The 13,944-nt window shown below is 69.2% G+C and carries 19 protein-coding genes; 9 read left to right on the top strand and 10 right to left on the bottom strand.

What is annotated here, in order from left to right; translation table 11 throughout:
• Positions 1 to 2 precede the first annotated feature (2 nt).
• Positions 3 to 326 (bottom strand): helix-turn-helix domain-containing protein, encoded by a 324-nt coding sequence (locus tag OG444_RS39925; protein WP_327267100.1) that lies wholly within the window; start codon positions 324 to 326, stop codon positions 3 to 5.
• Positions 326 to 1,444, bottom strand: coding sequence for a tyrosine-type recombinase/integrase (locus tag OG444_RS39920; RefSeq protein WP_327267099.1), 1,119 nt, complete (start codon positions 1,442 to 1,444; stop codon positions 326 to 328). The genes OG444_RS39925 and OG444_RS39920 overlap by 1 nt, the downstream gene beginning before the upstream one ends.
• Positions 1,445 to 1,784: 340 nt before the next feature.
• Here OG444_RS39920 and OG444_RS39915 point away from each other — a divergent pair, with 340 nt between their 5' ends.
• The gene (locus tag OG444_RS39915; protein ID WP_327267098.1) at positions 1,785 to 2,417 is read left to right on the top strand and encodes a DUF4158 domain-containing protein; all 633 of its coding nucleotides are present in this window, start codon (positions 1,785 to 1,787) and stop codon (positions 2,415 to 2,417) included.
• A gap of 121 nt (positions 2,418 to 2,538) precedes the next feature.
• Positions 2,539 to 4,578, top strand: coding sequence for a serine/threonine-protein kinase (locus OG444_RS39910; protein WP_327267097.1), 2,040 nt, complete (start codon positions 2,539 to 2,541; stop codon positions 4,576 to 4,578).
• A 49-nt stretch (positions 4,579 to 4,627) separates the two neighbouring features.
• On the opposite strand, the gene OG444_RS39905 is transcribed toward OG444_RS39910, so the two are convergent.
• Positions 4,628 to 5,677 (bottom strand): integrase, encoded by a 1,050-nt coding sequence (locus OG444_RS39905; RefSeq protein WP_327267096.1) that lies wholly within the window; start codon positions 5,675 to 5,677, stop codon positions 4,628 to 4,630.
• 348 nt (positions 5,678 to 6,025) lie between these two features.
• Here OG444_RS39905 and OG444_RS39900 point away from each other — a divergent pair, with 348 nt between their 5' ends.
• The 4 genes from OG444_RS39900 to OG444_RS39885 all read left to right on the top strand — a co-directional run bounded on the left by OG444_RS39900 (position 6,026) and on the right by OG444_RS39885 (position 8,164).
• Positions 6,026 to 6,415, top strand: coding sequence for a hypothetical protein (locus OG444_RS39900; protein WP_327267095.1), 390 nt, complete (start codon positions 6,026 to 6,028; stop codon positions 6,413 to 6,415).
• 578 nt (positions 6,416 to 6,993) lie between these two features.
• Complete coding sequence (locus OG444_RS39895; protein WP_327267094.1) at positions 6,994 to 7,143, top strand: hypothetical protein; 150 nt, start codon at positions 6,994 to 6,996, stop codon at positions 7,141 to 7,143.
• A gap of 161 nt (positions 7,144 to 7,304) precedes the next feature.
• Positions 7,305 to 7,829 (top strand): hypothetical protein, encoded by a 525-nt coding sequence (locus OG444_RS39890; protein ID WP_327267093.1) that lies wholly within the window; start codon positions 7,305 to 7,307, stop codon positions 7,827 to 7,829.
• Positions 7,826 to 8,164, top strand: a complete 339-nt coding sequence (locus tag OG444_RS39885) for a hypothetical protein (RefSeq protein ID WP_327267092.1) — start codon at positions 7,826 to 7,828, stop codon at positions 8,162 to 8,164. The genes OG444_RS39890 and OG444_RS39885 overlap by 4 nt, the downstream gene beginning before the upstream one ends.
• Positions 8,165 to 8,250: 86 nt before the next feature.
• Here OG444_RS39885 and OG444_RS39880 read toward each other — a convergent pair whose 3' ends face one another.
• The 7 genes from OG444_RS39880 to OG444_RS39850 form a co-directional block, all read right to left on the bottom strand.
• Positions 8,251 to 8,409 (bottom strand): hypothetical protein, encoded by a 159-nt coding sequence (locus OG444_RS39880; protein ID WP_327267091.1) that lies wholly within the window; start codon positions 8,407 to 8,409, stop codon positions 8,251 to 8,253.
• Positions 8,410 to 8,558: 149 nt separating this feature from the next.
• Positions 8,559 to 9,419 carry a hypothetical protein gene (locus tag OG444_RS39875; RefSeq protein ID WP_327267090.1) on the bottom strand — a complete coding sequence of 287 codons (861 nt, stop codon included), beginning with the start codon at positions 9,417 to 9,419 and terminating at the stop codon, positions 8,559 to 8,561.
• A 338-nt stretch (positions 9,420 to 9,757) separates the two neighbouring features.
• Positions 9,758 to 10,093 (bottom strand): hypothetical protein, encoded by a 336-nt coding sequence (locus OG444_RS39870; protein ID WP_327267089.1) that lies wholly within the window; start codon positions 10,091 to 10,093, stop codon positions 9,758 to 9,760.
• 171 nt (positions 10,094 to 10,264) lie between these two features.
• On the bottom strand, positions 10,265 to 10,399 hold the full coding sequence (locus OG444_RS39865) for a hypothetical protein (RefSeq protein ID WP_327267088.1): 135 nt from the start codon (positions 10,397 to 10,399) through the stop codon (positions 10,265 to 10,267).
• Between the two features lie 263 nt (positions 10,400 to 10,662).
• Entirely contained in the window at positions 10,663 to 11,022 is a 360-nt protein-coding gene (locus OG444_RS39860; RefSeq protein WP_327267087.1) for a hypothetical protein, read from the bottom strand.
• A gap of 173 nt (positions 11,023 to 11,195) precedes the next feature.
• Positions 11,196 to 11,693, bottom strand: coding sequence for a hypothetical protein (locus OG444_RS39855; RefSeq protein ID WP_327267086.1), 498 nt, complete (start codon positions 11,691 to 11,693; stop codon positions 11,196 to 11,198).
• Between the two features lie 173 nt (positions 11,694 to 11,866).
• Positions 11,867 to 12,199: a DUF6233 domain-containing protein gene (locus tag OG444_RS39850; protein WP_327267085.1), complete on the bottom strand. Its 333-nt coding sequence runs from the start codon at positions 12,197 to 12,199 to the stop codon at positions 11,867 to 11,869.
• 172 nt (positions 12,200 to 12,371) lie between these two features.
• Between OG444_RS39850 and OG444_RS39845 the strand changes: the two genes are divergently transcribed.
• The 3 genes from OG444_RS39845 to ku form a co-directional block, all read left to right on the top strand.
• On the top strand, positions 12,372 to 12,539 hold the full coding sequence (locus OG444_RS39845; protein ID WP_327267084.1) for a hypothetical protein: 168 nt from the start codon (positions 12,372 to 12,374) through the stop codon (positions 12,537 to 12,539).
• 122 nt (positions 12,540 to 12,661) lie between these two features.
• A complete protein-coding gene (locus OG444_RS39840) occupies positions 12,662 to 13,030 on the top strand; it encodes a DUF6233 domain-containing protein (RefSeq protein ID WP_327267162.1) in 369 nt (122 codons plus the stop codon).
• Positions 13,031 to 13,125: 95 nt separating this feature from the next.
• Positions 13,126 to 13,944: non-homologous end joining protein Ku (gene ku / locus OG444_RS39835; protein WP_327267083.1), on the top strand; the 819-nt coding region annotated here is incomplete at its 3' end.

Here is a 13,944-nt window from a genome sequence, read left to right as displayed (position 1 = left end):
GCTCAGTCCTCCGTCAGCCTGACCCGCTTGGGTCGGCGGGCCGCCAGGTCGATCGGCGCGTCCTGACCGACCGCCCGCCGGGCTGTCAGGTTCTCGGCCGAGGTGGCGATCAGGTCGGTGGGCGTGCAGCCGAGGATGTCGCACAGCGCGGCCAGCACCGGCAGCGACAGCCGTTCGGGGGTGCCGGAGACCAGGCGGTGGACCTGTGAGGAGGAGAGGGTGATGCCGCGCTCGGACAGGTGGGGCATCAGCTCGGTGACGGTGAACATGCCGCGCGCGGCCATCAGCTCGCGCAGGCGCCACCGGTAGCTGATCTGGCGTGGCATCAGGAGATCCTCTCCGGCCGCAGAGCGGCCTCGACGGTCGCGTCCAGGACGCGGCGCAGGGTGCGCGTGCGGAAGTCGGAGGACACACAGGTGTAGATCGCGGTGGTGGACGCGTGGTCGTGGCCTACCTGGTGCTGGACGAACAGCGGGTCGAAGCCGGCTTCGATCAGGTGGGTGATGTAGGACCTGCGCAGGGAGTGGAACTCCAGGGCTGGGTCGAGGCCGAGGGCGTCACGGTAGGCGGCGAAGCGGGAGTCCAGGCGCTGGAGCCCGACCCGCGGCCCCCGTTCGGAGGGCCAGAGAGCGGGGCCGGTGGCATGCCGCATGCCGGGCCGAACCTCGCTGATCCACTCGTCGACGGTGTCGGGTGTCCACCGCCAGACGGTCAAAACGCTGCGGCGCTTGGGCGGCGAGCCCTTCTTCGCCTTGCCGTAGCGGACCTGGAGGGTGCCGTACTCGCCGAACTCCCGCCCTTCGGGGTTGCGGCCGAAGTCGGTGAGGTCGAGCATGCGGGTCTCGTTGCGCCGCAGCCCGTAGCCGTAGGCGGTCTTGAACAGGGCCGCGTCGCGGAAGGCCGGCAGCCAGCCCTTGCGGCCCTTGCCGCGAACCCGCAGGACCTGGTCGTCGGCGTGGTCGAAGAACGCCTCCAGCTCGGGCTTGGTAAAGGCCCTGCGTTCCGGCTCGCCCTCAGCCTCGTCCGCGTGCACCGCCGCATTCCACTCGTGGACCACCTGGACCGGGTGGGTGCCGAATAGGCGCAGGCACTCCTCCGCCCAACCGTAGGCCGGGTTGGTCAGGAAATCGCAGAACTGCCGCACCGATCCCTGGTAGTTGCGGAGCGTGGACCGGACGCAGCCGTGGACCGAGCGGAGGTCCGCCGACCACTCGTCGACGTGCTGCGGCTTCCACTGCCACGGCAGGACATCGGTATGCCGGGTGAAGGACCGGACCGTACGCTCCTGGTCGGAGATGTACCCGGGCGACAGGTTCCGCGCGAGCTGCTGGTTTCGCCAGCCCTGGAGCATCGCCTCGAAGACCTGCTCGTCCGGCCGTAGCAACGGCAGGCCGTCGACCAGGTGGAGGCGCGCAGACCCCGGTGCGAGGCCGTCCTGACCCATCCGCCATCACTCTCCGTCGATCGCATTGGACGCGAGTTTTTCGCATCTGATGCGAGCCGATGGCGTTTTCCCAGCTCAATCGCTCGATGGAGTGAAGGGCTCGGCGCGGGGTCGACCAAGCCGCTACCGTGAACCCAAGAGCAGCCAGGTGCAACGTCCCTGGCAGACCTGGCAACGGCCAGCGGTCGGCGAGTCCCAGGACTGCTGTCGCCTATTCGCATCCGATGCGATTGGCGTCGGTAGGAGGATCGGAACGGCCAGTAGCGACATCTGGCCGATCTTGATTCCGGTTCGATGACTCGCCCTGTTTCCGCTGTTCAGCGGTCCTACGGTCCGGGTCATGCCAGTTGATTTCCTCTCTGATGATCAGGTCTCCCGCTTCGGCCGGTTCGCTGCCGCGCCCTCGCCAGGTGAGCTGGAGCAGTTCTTCCGCCTGGACCCACAGGCGCTCACACTGGCCCGCGCGAAGCGGGCCCCGGCGAACCGGCTGGGGTGGGCGGTGCAGTGGGGCTGTGTCCGGATGCTCGGGGTGTTCCCGACCGAGGACCTGGCCGTCGTGCCGGCCGCGGTGGTGCGGTTCGCGGCCGAGCAGCTCGACGTCGAGCCGGGCGAGTTCGCCGGGTACGGGGCCTGGCGGCAGAACCGGTACGAGCACGCGTGGGAGATCCGGGACGCTTATGGCTACCGCGAGTTCCCGGCCGCCGAGGACGAGGTCCGCGCGTTCCTGGCGGCGCGGGTGTGGGCGTCGTTGGAGGGGCCGCGGGCGTTGTTCGACCGGGCGGTGGTGTGGCTGGTGGACAACCGGGTGCTGCATGTTCACCATGCTCTGCCCCTGAGTGTCCGTCACGCCGCTTTTCCGTACCGCTGTTTGTGGCGTGTGGTTCCCGCATATGTGAGCGGTGCGCGTCCGGCGGACCGGAGACCGCTGCATTGCCGAGATAGCGGCCGTGGTCCGGGCATCGACGAGGCGTGAAAGACCCACTGACCGCGCTGACCTGGCGGAGGCGATTGGTAGGCAGCTTGGCCTGTTCGACCGAGCGGATCGTCACGGACCGGCCTCGGGAGCACGCAGGACTGTCCTACACTGCGCGCAGTTGCGGGGGGAGTTGGTGGAGTTGGTGGGCCAGCGCGTGATCGCGGGCAGGTATGAGCTGGAGCGGTTGCTGGGCCGGGGCGGGATGGGGGAGGTATGGGCGGCCCGCGACAATGTGCTGGAGCGTGCGGTGGCGGTCAAACTGCTCCAGGCCCATCGAGGGACGGCCGAGGACGAGAGGCGGTTCTTCCGAGAGGCCCGCACGGCGGGGGGGCTGAGCCATCCGGGGATCGTGACCGTCCACGATCTCGGGCGGGACGGCGACGGCACGCTCTACCTGGTGATGGAGAACGTTCCCGGGCGAGATCTAGGCGTTGTGCTGCAACACGGCCTGCCGCCGGTCGCGGACGCCCTGGTGTGGACCGCACAGGCCGCCGACGCACTCCACGCCGCACACACCGCCCGGATCCTGCACCGTGACCTCAAGCCCGCCAACCTGATGCTCACCCCGGCGGGCACCGTGAAGATCCTCGACTTCGGACTCGCCCGCTACGCCTCCACCTTGACCACCACCAGCCGCACCGCCGGCACGGTCGCCTACATGCCGCCCGAGCGGCTCATGGGTAGGGTCAGCGATACCCGCGGGGACCTGTATGCGCTCGGCTGCGTGCTGTACGAGCTGCTGACCGGCCGCACGCCGTTCGGTGACCTTGCCACGGCCGCTGTGATGTACGCCCACGTGAACACCCCACCTGCACCTGCTTCTTCCTACCGACCCGGCCTGGCGCCCCGCCTCGACGCCTTGCTGGCTGAACTCCTTGCCAAAGAGCCGGAGGAACGGCCCGCCAGTGCCGCCGACGTCCGTGACCGCCTCAGCCAGCCAACCGCGTTCAAGCCCCCTGGACCCCCGCCGATTGGACCACCGCCGACTTTCCGGGACTGGCTTGCCAGCGCCACAACCGTCACCGCCACCGGCGTTCTCTGGCCGCCAGTGGTCCGACCCGCCATTTCGACGGCTTCCCGCCCTTCCTGGACGTACACCACCGACGACGTGATCTGGTTTGGACCGAAGGTCGTTAACGGCTTCGTCTACATCAGCAGCGGCAACAAGTTGTGCGCGTTGGACGCGGCCACCGGCATCCCACGCTGGACACACACCGCCGACGGCAAGGTGGACTCGGAGCCGACGGTCGTGGACGGCACCGTCTACATCGGCAGCCAGGACCAGAACGTGTACGCGCTCGATGCGGCGACTGGGACCACCCGCTGGATGTACACCACCGGCCACTGGGTCGCCTCGCCGACGGTCGTGGACGGCACCGCCTACGTCGGCGGCTGGGACAGGAACGTGTACGCGCTGGACGCGGCCACCGGCGCCCCCCGCTGGACACACAGCACGAGCAATCAGTTCTCCTCGTCGCCGACGGTCGTGGACGGCACCGTCTACATCAAGGGCGGCAAGAAGCTGTACGCGTTGGACGCGGCCACCGGCGCCCCCCGCTGGACACACAGCACGAGCAATCAGTTCTCCTCGTCGCCGACGGTCGTGGACGGCACCGTCTACATCTGCAGCTGGGACAAGGTGGACGCCCTTGATGCGGCCAACGGCACCGCCCGCTGGACGTACGCCACCGGCGGGGTCCTCTCGTCGCCGACGGTCGTGGACGGCACCGTCTACATCTGCAGCTGGGACAAGGTGGACGCCCTTGATGCGGCCAACGGCACCGCCCGCTGGACGTATCCCATCGGCGACAAGGTGTTTTCGTCACCGACGGTCGTGGACGGCACCGTCTACATCGGCAGCCAGGACAAGAAGGTGTACGCGCTCGATGCGGCGACTGGGACCGCCCGCTGGACGTACGCCACCGGGGGCTGGGTCTTCTCGTCGCCGACGGTCGTGGACGGCACCGTCTACATCGGCAGCCAGGACAAGAAGGTGTACGCGCTCGATGCGGCGACTGGGACCGCCCGCTGGACGTACGCCACCGAGGGCCGGGTCAATTCGTCGCCGACAGTCGTGGACGGCACCGTCTACATCGGCAGCCAGGACAAGAAGGTGTACGCGTTGGACGCGGCCACCGGTTGGGTCAGCGCATCGTGACCGTTGGTGACAGGCCGGCTGTGGAAGCGCCTCGGTGCAGCCACCCCGTTTACAGCACCCCCAGCAGGGCGTTGTCCTCCCACTGGTCGACGACTTCGAGGTAGCCGGCGAGGACCTTGGAGTGGGGGGCCCATCCGCCCTGTTTGGCGATGACGATCTGGTCGTGGCCCTTGAGGCGGGAGGACGTGGCGAGGCCGCGGCGGGGGCTGTGGCCGGTGAAGCGGATGTCGATTCCGGCGCGCTGGCCGGCGCGGGTGACGATGTCGCCGATGGACTCGGGCTGGAGGCCGCCCTCCAGGAGGGTGTGCCAGCGGTTGTGCAGGCGGCGCCAGGCGTAGCCGTCCGGGTCGGTGAGGCCGGCGGCCTCCTTCCACGTCTGCCAGGCGCGGACCGGGCAGATGGAGGGGCGGCTCCCGTAGGGGACCGGGACGACGCGGGGGCGGACCTTGGAGACGCGCAGGTCCGCCTGGATGCCGCCGGGGGTCTCGGCGTAGTCGCGGACCCGGTTGAAGGCGAGTTCGTGGCGGCGGCCGGCGACGGCGAAGTGCATGAGAACCAGGGCGCGGTCGCGGATGCCCCGGAGGTTGTCCGGGCAGGCGGCGCTGATCTTCACCAGGTGATCGACGAGCAGCGGCGGCGCCTGGCCCCGGCCGCGGGTCTCGCCCTGTTCCTCCATCTCCTTCACCAGCTGCTTGAGGCGGTTGCGGGCGAGGCGGGCGACGCCGTCCTCCAGCCGCACGCCGTGCTCGGCGCGGGCGGTCACCACGGTGCCGGAGATCCGCCGGTCGATGGTGGACGGAGCGGTGCAGGTCCCCTTGCGTCCGCCGGGCTGGGTCCACAGCCACTCGACGAACATCACCAGGGTGCCGGGGGTGACGGCGAGGACCGGCACGCCGGAGGCGGCACAGAACTTGCTCCAGCTCGTCCAGTCCTGGGTGTAGGCGTCGCGGGTGGACTCCGGGCGGCCGTCGGCCACGGCGCGCACGGCCTGGCGGTCGATGTGATCCAGCGCGGCCCGGGTCGCGGGGTCGTACGCCTCCGGCCGGGCCGGCACCGCCGGGATGACGACCGGTTCAACCGTCTTCTGACTGTCTGACATGATCCGCCCCGTTCACCGGATTTACACGCTCCGATGGAGCCCGGATATGGGGAGCTTATCCGGGTTCCAGAAGGTACGCGGGCGGTCCCGTCCAAAACCATCTGGGACGAAGCCTCGGAGCGGCGATACCTGCGCAAGTACAACGAGCGCTACAACTCCGACGAGAGGGCGACGGTCCGGCGAGCGACGGGGACGTCGACGCAGAGGGCCCCGACGGTCCGGACTACTGAACCGCTTTCGCCCCCTCGGCCCACTGGATCGAGTATGTGGCGGTGCGACTGTTCCACCGCCATCTGGGGCAGGGTCCACCGGTCGCCGGATGGTCCGGCGCGGGGAGGGAGAACCCTGATGAGCCAAGATCTGAACGCCGAGCTGTCCCGCATCTACGAGCGCTGCATCAAGCAGGTACGCACGATCGCCGCGCTCGACCCGACCAAGCCCGTCGAGGACTGGAACCAGTACACCTGCACGTCCGCCAACGAGTTCGCGTCGGACGTCGAGATGGCGTGGATCGGGGCTCACCCCGGGCACGAGGCGCGTGACACGTACTCGGCGATCATGAGCGGCGTTCCCATCGAGCGTGAAAGCGTGCTCGGGGACTCACCTACGCGATACATCACGTACGGGCTGACGTCCTTCGGCCGCGTCCTGCAGTGCATCGAGGCTATGCGCGTCGGCCGGTTCGACCCGCACGTGCCGGGTGGCATCACGGACGCTCGGGAGCAGCCCATGGAGTGATGTGACCCAGCCGACGCTGAGCCGCCCGCTTCCTGACGCCCCACGCCCCTCGAAGGTGGCCCCGCCCACACGGCGAGGCCGCCTTCGACCGTTTTCGCCCCCTCGATTCGTTGGATCACCCCCTCGACACCGTGGTGTCGAGGAACCGGTCGGCGACGGACCGGACAGTGGCCGCTCCGGCGCCGGGGTCGTCCGCAGGGGCACGACGGCGGCCACAGCGCTCCCAGAGATAACGGGTGCTCTTCATGTCGTCGCCGGAGCGCGTGCTCCCAGGTCGGCGGTCACCGCCCCTCAGATAACAGGGCAGTTATCTGGGCTTCCGATTGACATTCGGAGCGCCACTAGCGGGCCGGAACCAGCCCTACTGGTCTTTTACGCCAAGGGCCGAAGCGGTCGTGCGAGCCAAGCCAACTGGACAGACTGCCCCCAAACGCACGTCTTGGTGGGGCGGCCGGGTGCCGTGCGTTGCTCTCCCAGAGCACGCACCCAGGGGTCCGGGTGCACCCTTCCTGCTCGCCGCACCGAGAACGGAGCACGGCACGCCAGGGCCCCCGCTGTGGCGTGCCCTGCCATCCCGCATGTACGAAGTTCTCCGCGACGCCCTGCCCGAATTCCTTGGCAGCCTCGGCGCCGCCCTGGTCTGTGCCGGCGGCGCCTGGCTGCTCCGCAAGACGGCTGCACGGCGAGTACCGGACGACTCTCCTGCCGACGGAAACGAGCAGACCTGAGAGCAACCCTGCACGCCGCGTGCCCCCGGATCGAGAGGGGCATGCGGCGTGCCAGCCGCACCCGAGGCGTCTTATTGAAAGCGGCCATGCGCTCCGGCTTCGTCCAGGACGATGTGCCGCAGGGGGTCCGCACCGAGGAACCCGATGGGCCGAGGAGGAGCATGAGCGGAGAACACTTGATCACCGACGATGAGACGCGCAGGATCACGGAGGGCTTTCTCTCCGTGTCCCCGTGGCTCGGCAACATCGAGTGGGGACGGACCGTGCTCGGGCCCAACGCCGGGTACCTCAAGGGGTGGGGACCTGACTTCCCTGAGGACGTCGAGCTCCAAGAAGGGCAGAGGTGGTCGTGGACGGTCTCATTCACTGACCCCGTCGGCGATCGCGAGGGCCTCTCGCACACGAAGGTCCTGGAGGGGCTGACGCGGATCGTGTACGGGGAGCACTCGGGTCCCGACGGCTGGACCTACCTCGTCATCCGCCAGTGGTTCACGGAGCCCTCGGAGGGTCGGCAGGCTCTCACCCTGTCGACGACCCACCAATCACTAATTTGCCAGCAGGCCCTCTACAGCAAGATCGTCTTCCGCACGCCGGACGAAGAGGTCATGTTCGGCAAGAAGATGGACTTCTTCGAGGAGCAGCGTCCCCCTGCTGACCCCACCATGGGATCAGGAGCACCACGATGACTGATGGATTGTCGCCTGAGCAAAACACCTACCCTCCGGAGCTGCTCAAGGCGATTGGAGACCTCCTCGCCACCGCGCACAGGCACCAAGTCGGAGTCGCCTTCGAACCGGATGGAGAGGGATGGCGGGTCCACTACCTCATCGAGGACTGGCCAGCAGTTCAGGAGTACCAGCTGAGTGCTGGTCCGCTCTCCGATGCATACGACCTTCAGACCGCTGCGTCGGCAGCCATGCGGCCGTTGGTGAAGATGGGGCAGTCGGTCACGGCGTACTTCGACGAACGGCAACGCATCAAGGACGGCCACGCCAAGCGGTGCGCCGTCACCGAGCAGTAGGCCCGTAGCCGGCTACTCGGTGACGGATCGAACAGTGGCCGCTCCGGTGTGCGCCGCCGAGACGACGAGCGTCTCGGCGGCCGCCCTCAAACGACGATGCTCAGGTTCCCGGGGGGCTCGTTCCGCCTCTGGATGAAGATCTCCGGGGCGAACACGGCCACGATGCCGAGCCAGGTGCCGAGGGTGTCGACGTACTCGGGGTCAATGTCCCGCAGGACGAAGAGGCCGACGACGACCAGGACCACCCTGACCCACCTCCTACGAGGAGAGAGGGGGTGCGCCGGGGCGCCACTGGGTGTAGAGGTCATACTCTTGTTCCTATCCGCCGGTTCTGCCGGCGCTCGGACCGCGTTCGCCCCACAGGTTGGTAGCCAGGGAGGGGCGGCGCGGTTCTCTACTTCTCCGACCCCTTCTGGTCGAAGAGACCTTCGAACCCCGTGAGGGGCAGTCCACGCTGGTGGAACGGCGGCACCAGACGGTAGAGGGGGCGGGAGCCCCTTCCCGAACGGGCCGCGAGGGTGTCGAAGTACTCGAACCCTGCAGGTTCCAGAACCTCGTGCGCGACCAGGTCGTCGATGCCGGCCGCGACGGTCTTCTGGGCCAGGCCGTACCACTCGCTGACCCTGGCGTGGACGAGAGGGAACTTGTCCTTCCTCTGGGCCAGAGCGATCAGGAGCATCGCCTTGCCCGGGAGGGAGAGCTTGGTGTGCATGCCCTTCTCCCAGTACTCGAACGGGAGCTGGAGGTACTTCTCCCCCTTGTTCATGGGCGGCTCGTACGGTCCGCTGCCGTCCTCCATACGCTTGGTGACGGTGGTCCTCCGCTGAGACCCCCGGGCGGTGGTGATGAGGTCGAGGTCCTTCAGGGCCTTCCACGCCCGGGAGACCGCGGAGGCTCCGGACTTCTCGTCGAAGACGCCGATGGTCCTGGCCCAGGTCGTCGACCACTCCGTCACCTCGTGGCCCGGGCCACCGGTGATGGCCGCGACGAGGAGGTAGAGGTCGAGGGCCCGCTCCTGGCGGCTCGCGACGAGCGACCTGAGCGGTCCGGGCTGCACGTCCCGTCCTTCTCCGCGCTGGAGGAAGACCCTCCTGATGGGGACAGTCCGGTTGGTCCTCGCCGAGCGGTTCAGGATCATCTCGATGGTCCTGTCCTGACTCATGGAGCCTCCGGTGTCGGGGCTGCCGACCGGCTCGTCCCGGCCCGTCTCGTCCTCCGACTCCGGTTCGGTTGCGGTGTGCTGAAGCGGCGTCATGCGTCAAAGATTCGCACATCGATGGCGGAGCGGTCCAACCTGAAACTGCTGGTCAGCTGCGCTGACTTGACGCCGGGTAGTGCAAGATATGACGACTAAGTTGATTGCTATGTGAGACCACCGTGTAGGACGAACATTCAAGATAGCTCGTACGCGGTTTGAAGGTGCTTGACGTTCCGAAGGAGCGGTTCGGTGCACGGACCGGTGACAGTCAAAAAATCTTGGCTGTACCGGAGCCGAAACCGGCATCACCGGCAATGTCACGGTGCCCTTGGTGACTGCCGCGTACGGAAGGGAAGAGCGAAGGAAGCGTCAGCGGGCTTCTGCCGCGAGGTGGTTCAGCGTCCGAGGGCGGGGCCGGAGCGGCCCTGGGTCGGCGGCTGGTACCGGTACTCGCTCTGTGCGCGCCGGGCGTTCTCGCGGGCCTGCTCGGCGGCCTGCTGTCGGGCCTGCTTGATGTACGCGGCGCGCTGCTGCGCTTCCTCGGCGTGCTGCGTGGGGGGCCTCGGTCGCCGTGCGCGAGCGCAGCGTCTCTCCTCCTGCAGCTTGCCCGCCGTGGTGATGTGCTTCCACGCGATGCCACGCTGTTCCGCGGCCTGACGCCCGGCGAGGTCGGCGCTCCGGGCAACCACGCGGTTGGTGATCCGCTCGATCTCCGGGAGCCGCTCGTGCATCGTGGCGAGCCGGTACTTCAGCTCGTCGACGTCGCGCGGGCCCGGCGGGAGCCCTGCTCCGGCCGGTCGGAGCCGACCGATGCGAACTTCCCTCGCGCGTGGATCGCGGCCCGGCGGGACCGGCCGTCAGCCGGACGGCCGACGGCCCCGGCTTCCGCCGGGGCCCTGGCGTCAGCCCGCGTAGTCGTGGTGGTCGCGGGGGTCGTAGCCGTGGTTGCAGGCGGGGCAGAGCGTGAGGTCCTCGGGGTCGCCCGAGTACGGGTTGGGGATGATGCCGCCGTCGCACTGCGGGTCGGTGCAGGCCATGAGGTCCTCCTCGGTCGGGGTCGTCGTCCTGATGGGCTCCGCCCGCCGCGGGCCGGGGAGGGGTGCAAGCCTCGCCGAAGGCGACCGCGTAGCGGCTCGGGCTTGCGGCCCTCCCCGGGCTGTGGCGCCCTCCGGCATCAGGACGGCGGGCACGGCCGAGGAACCCACCCCGGCCACGACCGCGCCCACGACCACCACCGTTCCCGGCACCCACACGCCGGCCACCACGCGGCAGCACACCCACCCCAGGGGGCCCGGTCCGGTCAGAGGGACACCGGCACGGACAGGCCCAGGGCGACAGCCGCGCGCCGGCACCCGGCACGGACGGCAGCGAGCTCAGCCCGCACATCCGTACCGGGCCGCTCATCGGCGGCCGCGGACGCCCTGGCGGCCGCCGCGTGCAACTCACCTCGTGCGGTGTCGTCATCGAGGGGGAGGACCGTGACGTCGGCGGCGTCGGCCACCGCCCCGACCAGTCGTGCCACCGCGGTCGGGTCGGACACCACGGGATGGACATGGACGCCCAGAACCCGGGGCGCCCACGCTTCCAGGGCGCCCCGGATGTCCTCGCACAACCCGTCGATGCCCGTGTGCGGGCCCTGGGGCGCGGTACCGGCGCTCATCTCCCCATGGTTGCCGCAGGCACCGACAGTGCTCCTGCAACGGCCGACCAGGTCGCGCCCGAGGCACCGGCAACACCGGTCGTCTGTGATCAAGCGTTGCAGGTGATTGCTCAGAACCGGCAGTGCTGGTGACCGGCCAGGGCTACTGACGTGTTCCGCAGATGCTGTCGGAGTCAGCCCTTGAGATGCTCGTCGACGTCGATCTCGTGGCGGAGGCGCTGGATGAACTCGCGCTCGGTGCGCTGCTTGGCTGCCTCGAACCGGAGGTAGTTGGGGTCCGTGACCTCGGCGCTGGGGAGCCTGCCGTCGCGGTCAACGAAGCCGCCTTCGACGACACAGACGGAGAAGTCGGCCGCGGCTTCGGTGGCGGCTTCCCAGAGCTCGCGCACCGTCGGGGATCCAAAGAGAGAGATCCGGGCGGTGAGCTCCTTCTGTCGTTGGAACTGTTCCGGACTCCTCGGGCCGTAATAGCCAGGGACGTGCGGGTCAGTCGCGAAGGACATGGAGCCGTCAAGGTGAAGGAGCAGATCAAGGTACAGCGCGGCCCGCCGGTCCCACAGGTCTTTCGACCGGGTCGCCTTCCGCTGGTGGCGCGCCTGCAACCAGGCGGTGAGGGCGCCACCGCCAAGGGCTATGAAGCCACCGATCACTACCCCGATCAGCTGTCCCATGAGGACCTCCCTATTCAGATGAGGGTCGACCGTACCAAGGCGGTCTGGAGGTGAAACCCGGTTGTCGGTCCAGCCCAGGAGCACCCCGTGCGGTTGGGACGCTGGCTGGCCTTGCTGGGGGGCCCGGAACCCTGCCGTCGGGTAGGGCCCCAACCGTCCACAGGCCACCGAAGTCAGTCGATGACGCCGAGAGCGGTGTCGGGGCGGCAGTGGATGCAGGCCGGAACGCCCCCGGACAGCGCCCGGCGGGCCTCCTCGGCGCTCAGGGGGCGCCAGCGCTTGCCGCGATCCCAGCAGTCCCCGGCGTGGACACTGACTGGCGGCCGTCCGGCTCCGATGCCCTGCTCGACCACCCACGCCGGCGGCTCCGGCGGGGTGCTGCGGAGCGCGAGAACGGCTTCCCGCTCCTCCGCGGCCACCAGTGCATGCTCAGCCCGGCGCAGCTCGTTGCGGAGGTAGGTCACGATCGTCCGCAGGCGCGGTGGATCAGGCGGAAGCTCGGACATGTGTTCTATTCTATGTCCGGCGGTCGAGCCGGAACCCCGCCCCGGTCTCCTGAGAGCTGGACGGTGAGTCCGGGGACGAATGCCTGCGCGGCGCGGTCCGCAGCGGGAATTCGCCACGGCCGAAACGGTTCACTTTGATGCCGCCCCGACCCTGCCAGCACTGGAGCCCGCCATGACCACCCCCGCACCCGCGCCCCGCCCCGTCGTCGCCACCTGGGCTCCGAGCCAGGCCGGCCCCTGCGCCAAGTGCGGGCAGCCGTGCGCGAAATACGGGTCCCCTGCGTCACCGCTCTGCGTCCCCTGCCAGAAGGCCCGTCTGGAGCGGCTGGCGCGCGCCTGACCTGCATGTCTGACCCAGTAGTCCCGCCTCCGGTGTGGCTGACGCTCCCCGACGGCCAGGAGGTTCGGGCCCGGCTCCACGCACGCCGCTGGACCCCGGCAGGATGGCGTTTTCGGGTGGGTATGCCGCTCTGGTCCGTCACTGCCGACCAGTACGTCGAGCCCGTCGAGTACACGGTCTGGGTCCCCGCCGGCGGGGACGAGTACCTGCGGCCCGTCGACGGCCAGGACTACGGCGCCGTGCCCACCGAGGTGCATCCGCCGTCCCACCCCTACCTCACGCCGCCCCCACCCGGGGTCGAGCAGCGGTGGGCATGGACGATCGAGCGCCCGGGCGGGAGGGGCGGCGCGGTGCTGCACGAGCACGGATGCGTCCACGCACCCGCCGACGGCCCAGAGCTCTCCCTCGACGATGCGGTCACCGCCTACGCGCGACCCGGTACACGCGCCTGCGGGGAGTGCGCCGCCGCCGAGGTCCTCGACCGCCTGTAGCGGGCGTCGGCCCGGATGGCCCCGGACGGAACGCGCCCGGACGGGGCCGGTGCGACGCTGGGAGGAGAGAGCCCAAAGCGGCACGGAGGGCCAAAATGCGTCCGATATGGTCCGGGGCGATCAGTTTCGGGCTGGTCACCATTCCGATCAAGGTGGTGCCTGCCACGGAGTCGCACGACATCTCGTTCCGGCAGGTCCACACGGCCGATGGGGGCCGGATCCGCTACCGCAAGGTGTGTGAGCTCGACGGGCAGCAGCTGGGCCAGGAAGACATCGTCCGCGGCTACGAGACCGCGACGGGCACCCTCGTCCCCGTCACCGACCAGGATCTCGACAACCTGCCGCTGCCCACCGCGAAGGCGATCGAGATCGTCTCCTTCGTTCCGGCTGCGAGTATCGACCCGATCCAGATCGGCGCCTCCTACTACCTGGCCGCGACCGAGGCCGTCGCCGCGAAGCCGTACGAACTGCTGCGCCAAGCCCTGGAGAGGTCGTCGAAGGTGGCCGTCGCGAAGTTCGCGATGCGCGACCGCGAGCGACTCGGCCTCCTCCGGGTCAAGGACGACGTGATCATGTTGCACTCGCTCCGCTGGCCCGAGGAGATCCGCTCCGCCTCCCAGGTGGACGTCCCCGACGTGGCCGTCACCGACGACGAGGTCGACGCGGCCGTCCGGCTCGCCGAGACCCTATCCGGCGGCAACATCGGGGAGCTGCGCGACGAGTACCGGGACGCGCTGGAGGAAGTCATCGCCGCGAAGGCCTCCGGGACCCGGCTGGCGCCCGCCGAGGAGAAGGCGCCCGCCTCGGCGGAGGTCGTCGACCTCATGGCCATGCTGGAGGGGGGGGAGGAGTCAGGCGTCGGGACGCGAAAGCCCCACCCCCACACCACACGCAAAGAAAGAGAAAGAAAAAAG

This window comes from Streptomyces sp. NBC_01232 (assembly GCF_035989885.1).
Lineage (GTDB): Bacteria > Actinomycetota > Actinomycetes > Streptomycetales > Streptomycetaceae > Streptomyces.
This window is presented reverse-complemented; position numbering and strand designations above follow the sequence as displayed.

Coding starts and splice junctions, on each gene's coding strand:
- OG444_RS39925 (WP_327267100.1), bottom strand. CDS start 326: ATGCCACGCCAGATCAGCTACCGGTGGCGCCTGCGCGAGCTGATGGCC.
- OG444_RS39920 (WP_327267099.1), bottom strand. CDS start 1,444: ATGGGTCAGGACGGCCTCGCACCGGGGTCTGCGCGCCTCCACCTGGTC.
- OG444_RS39915 (WP_327267098.1), top strand. CDS start 1,785: ATGCCAGTTGATTTCCTCTCTGATGATCAGGTCTCCCGCTTCGGCCGG.
- OG444_RS39905 (WP_327267096.1), bottom strand. CDS start 5,677: ATGTCAGACAGTCAGAAGACGGTTGAACCGGTCGTCATCCCGGCGGTG.
- OG444_RS39900 (WP_327267095.1), top strand. CDS start 6,026: ATGAGCCAAGATCTGAACGCCGAGCTGTCCCGCATCTACGAGCGCTGC.
- OG444_RS39895 (WP_327267094.1), top strand. CDS start 6,994: ATGTACGAAGTTCTCCGCGACGCCCTGCCCGAATTCCTTGGCAGCCTC.
- OG444_RS39890 (WP_327267093.1), top strand. CDS start 7,305: ATGAGCGGAGAACACTTGATCACCGACGATGAGACGCGCAGGATCACG.
- OG444_RS39885 (WP_327267092.1), top strand. CDS start 7,826: ATGACTGATGGATTGTCGCCTGAGCAAAACACCTACCCTCCGGAGCTG.
- OG444_RS39875 (WP_327267090.1), bottom strand. CDS start 9,419: ATGACGCCGCTTCAGCACACCGCAACCGAACCGGAGTCGGAGGACGAG.
- OG444_RS39870 (WP_327267089.1), bottom strand. CDS start 10,093: ATGCACGAGCGGCTCCCGGAGATCGAGCGGATCACCAACCGCGTGGTT.
- OG444_RS39865 (WP_327267088.1), bottom strand. CDS start 10,399: ATGGCCTGCACCGACCCGCAGTGCGACGGCGGCATCATCCCCAACCCG.
- OG444_RS39860 (WP_327267087.1), bottom strand. CDS start 11,022: ATGAGCGCCGGTACCGCGCCCCAGGGCCCGCACACGGGCATCGACGGG.
- OG444_RS39855 (WP_327267086.1), bottom strand. CDS start 11,693: ATGGGACAGCTGATCGGGGTAGTGATCGGTGGCTTCATAGCCCTTGGC.
- OG444_RS39850 (WP_327267085.1), bottom strand. CDS start 12,199: ATGTCCGAGCTTCCGCCTGATCCACCGCGCCTGCGGACGATCGTGACC.
- OG444_RS39845 (WP_327267084.1), top strand. CDS start 12,372: ATGACCACCCCCGCACCCGCGCCCCGCCCCGTCGTCGCCACCTGGGCT.
- OG444_RS39840 (WP_327267162.1), top strand. CDS start 12,662: ATGCCGCTCTGGTCCGTCACTGCCGACCAGTACGTCGAGCCCGTCGAG.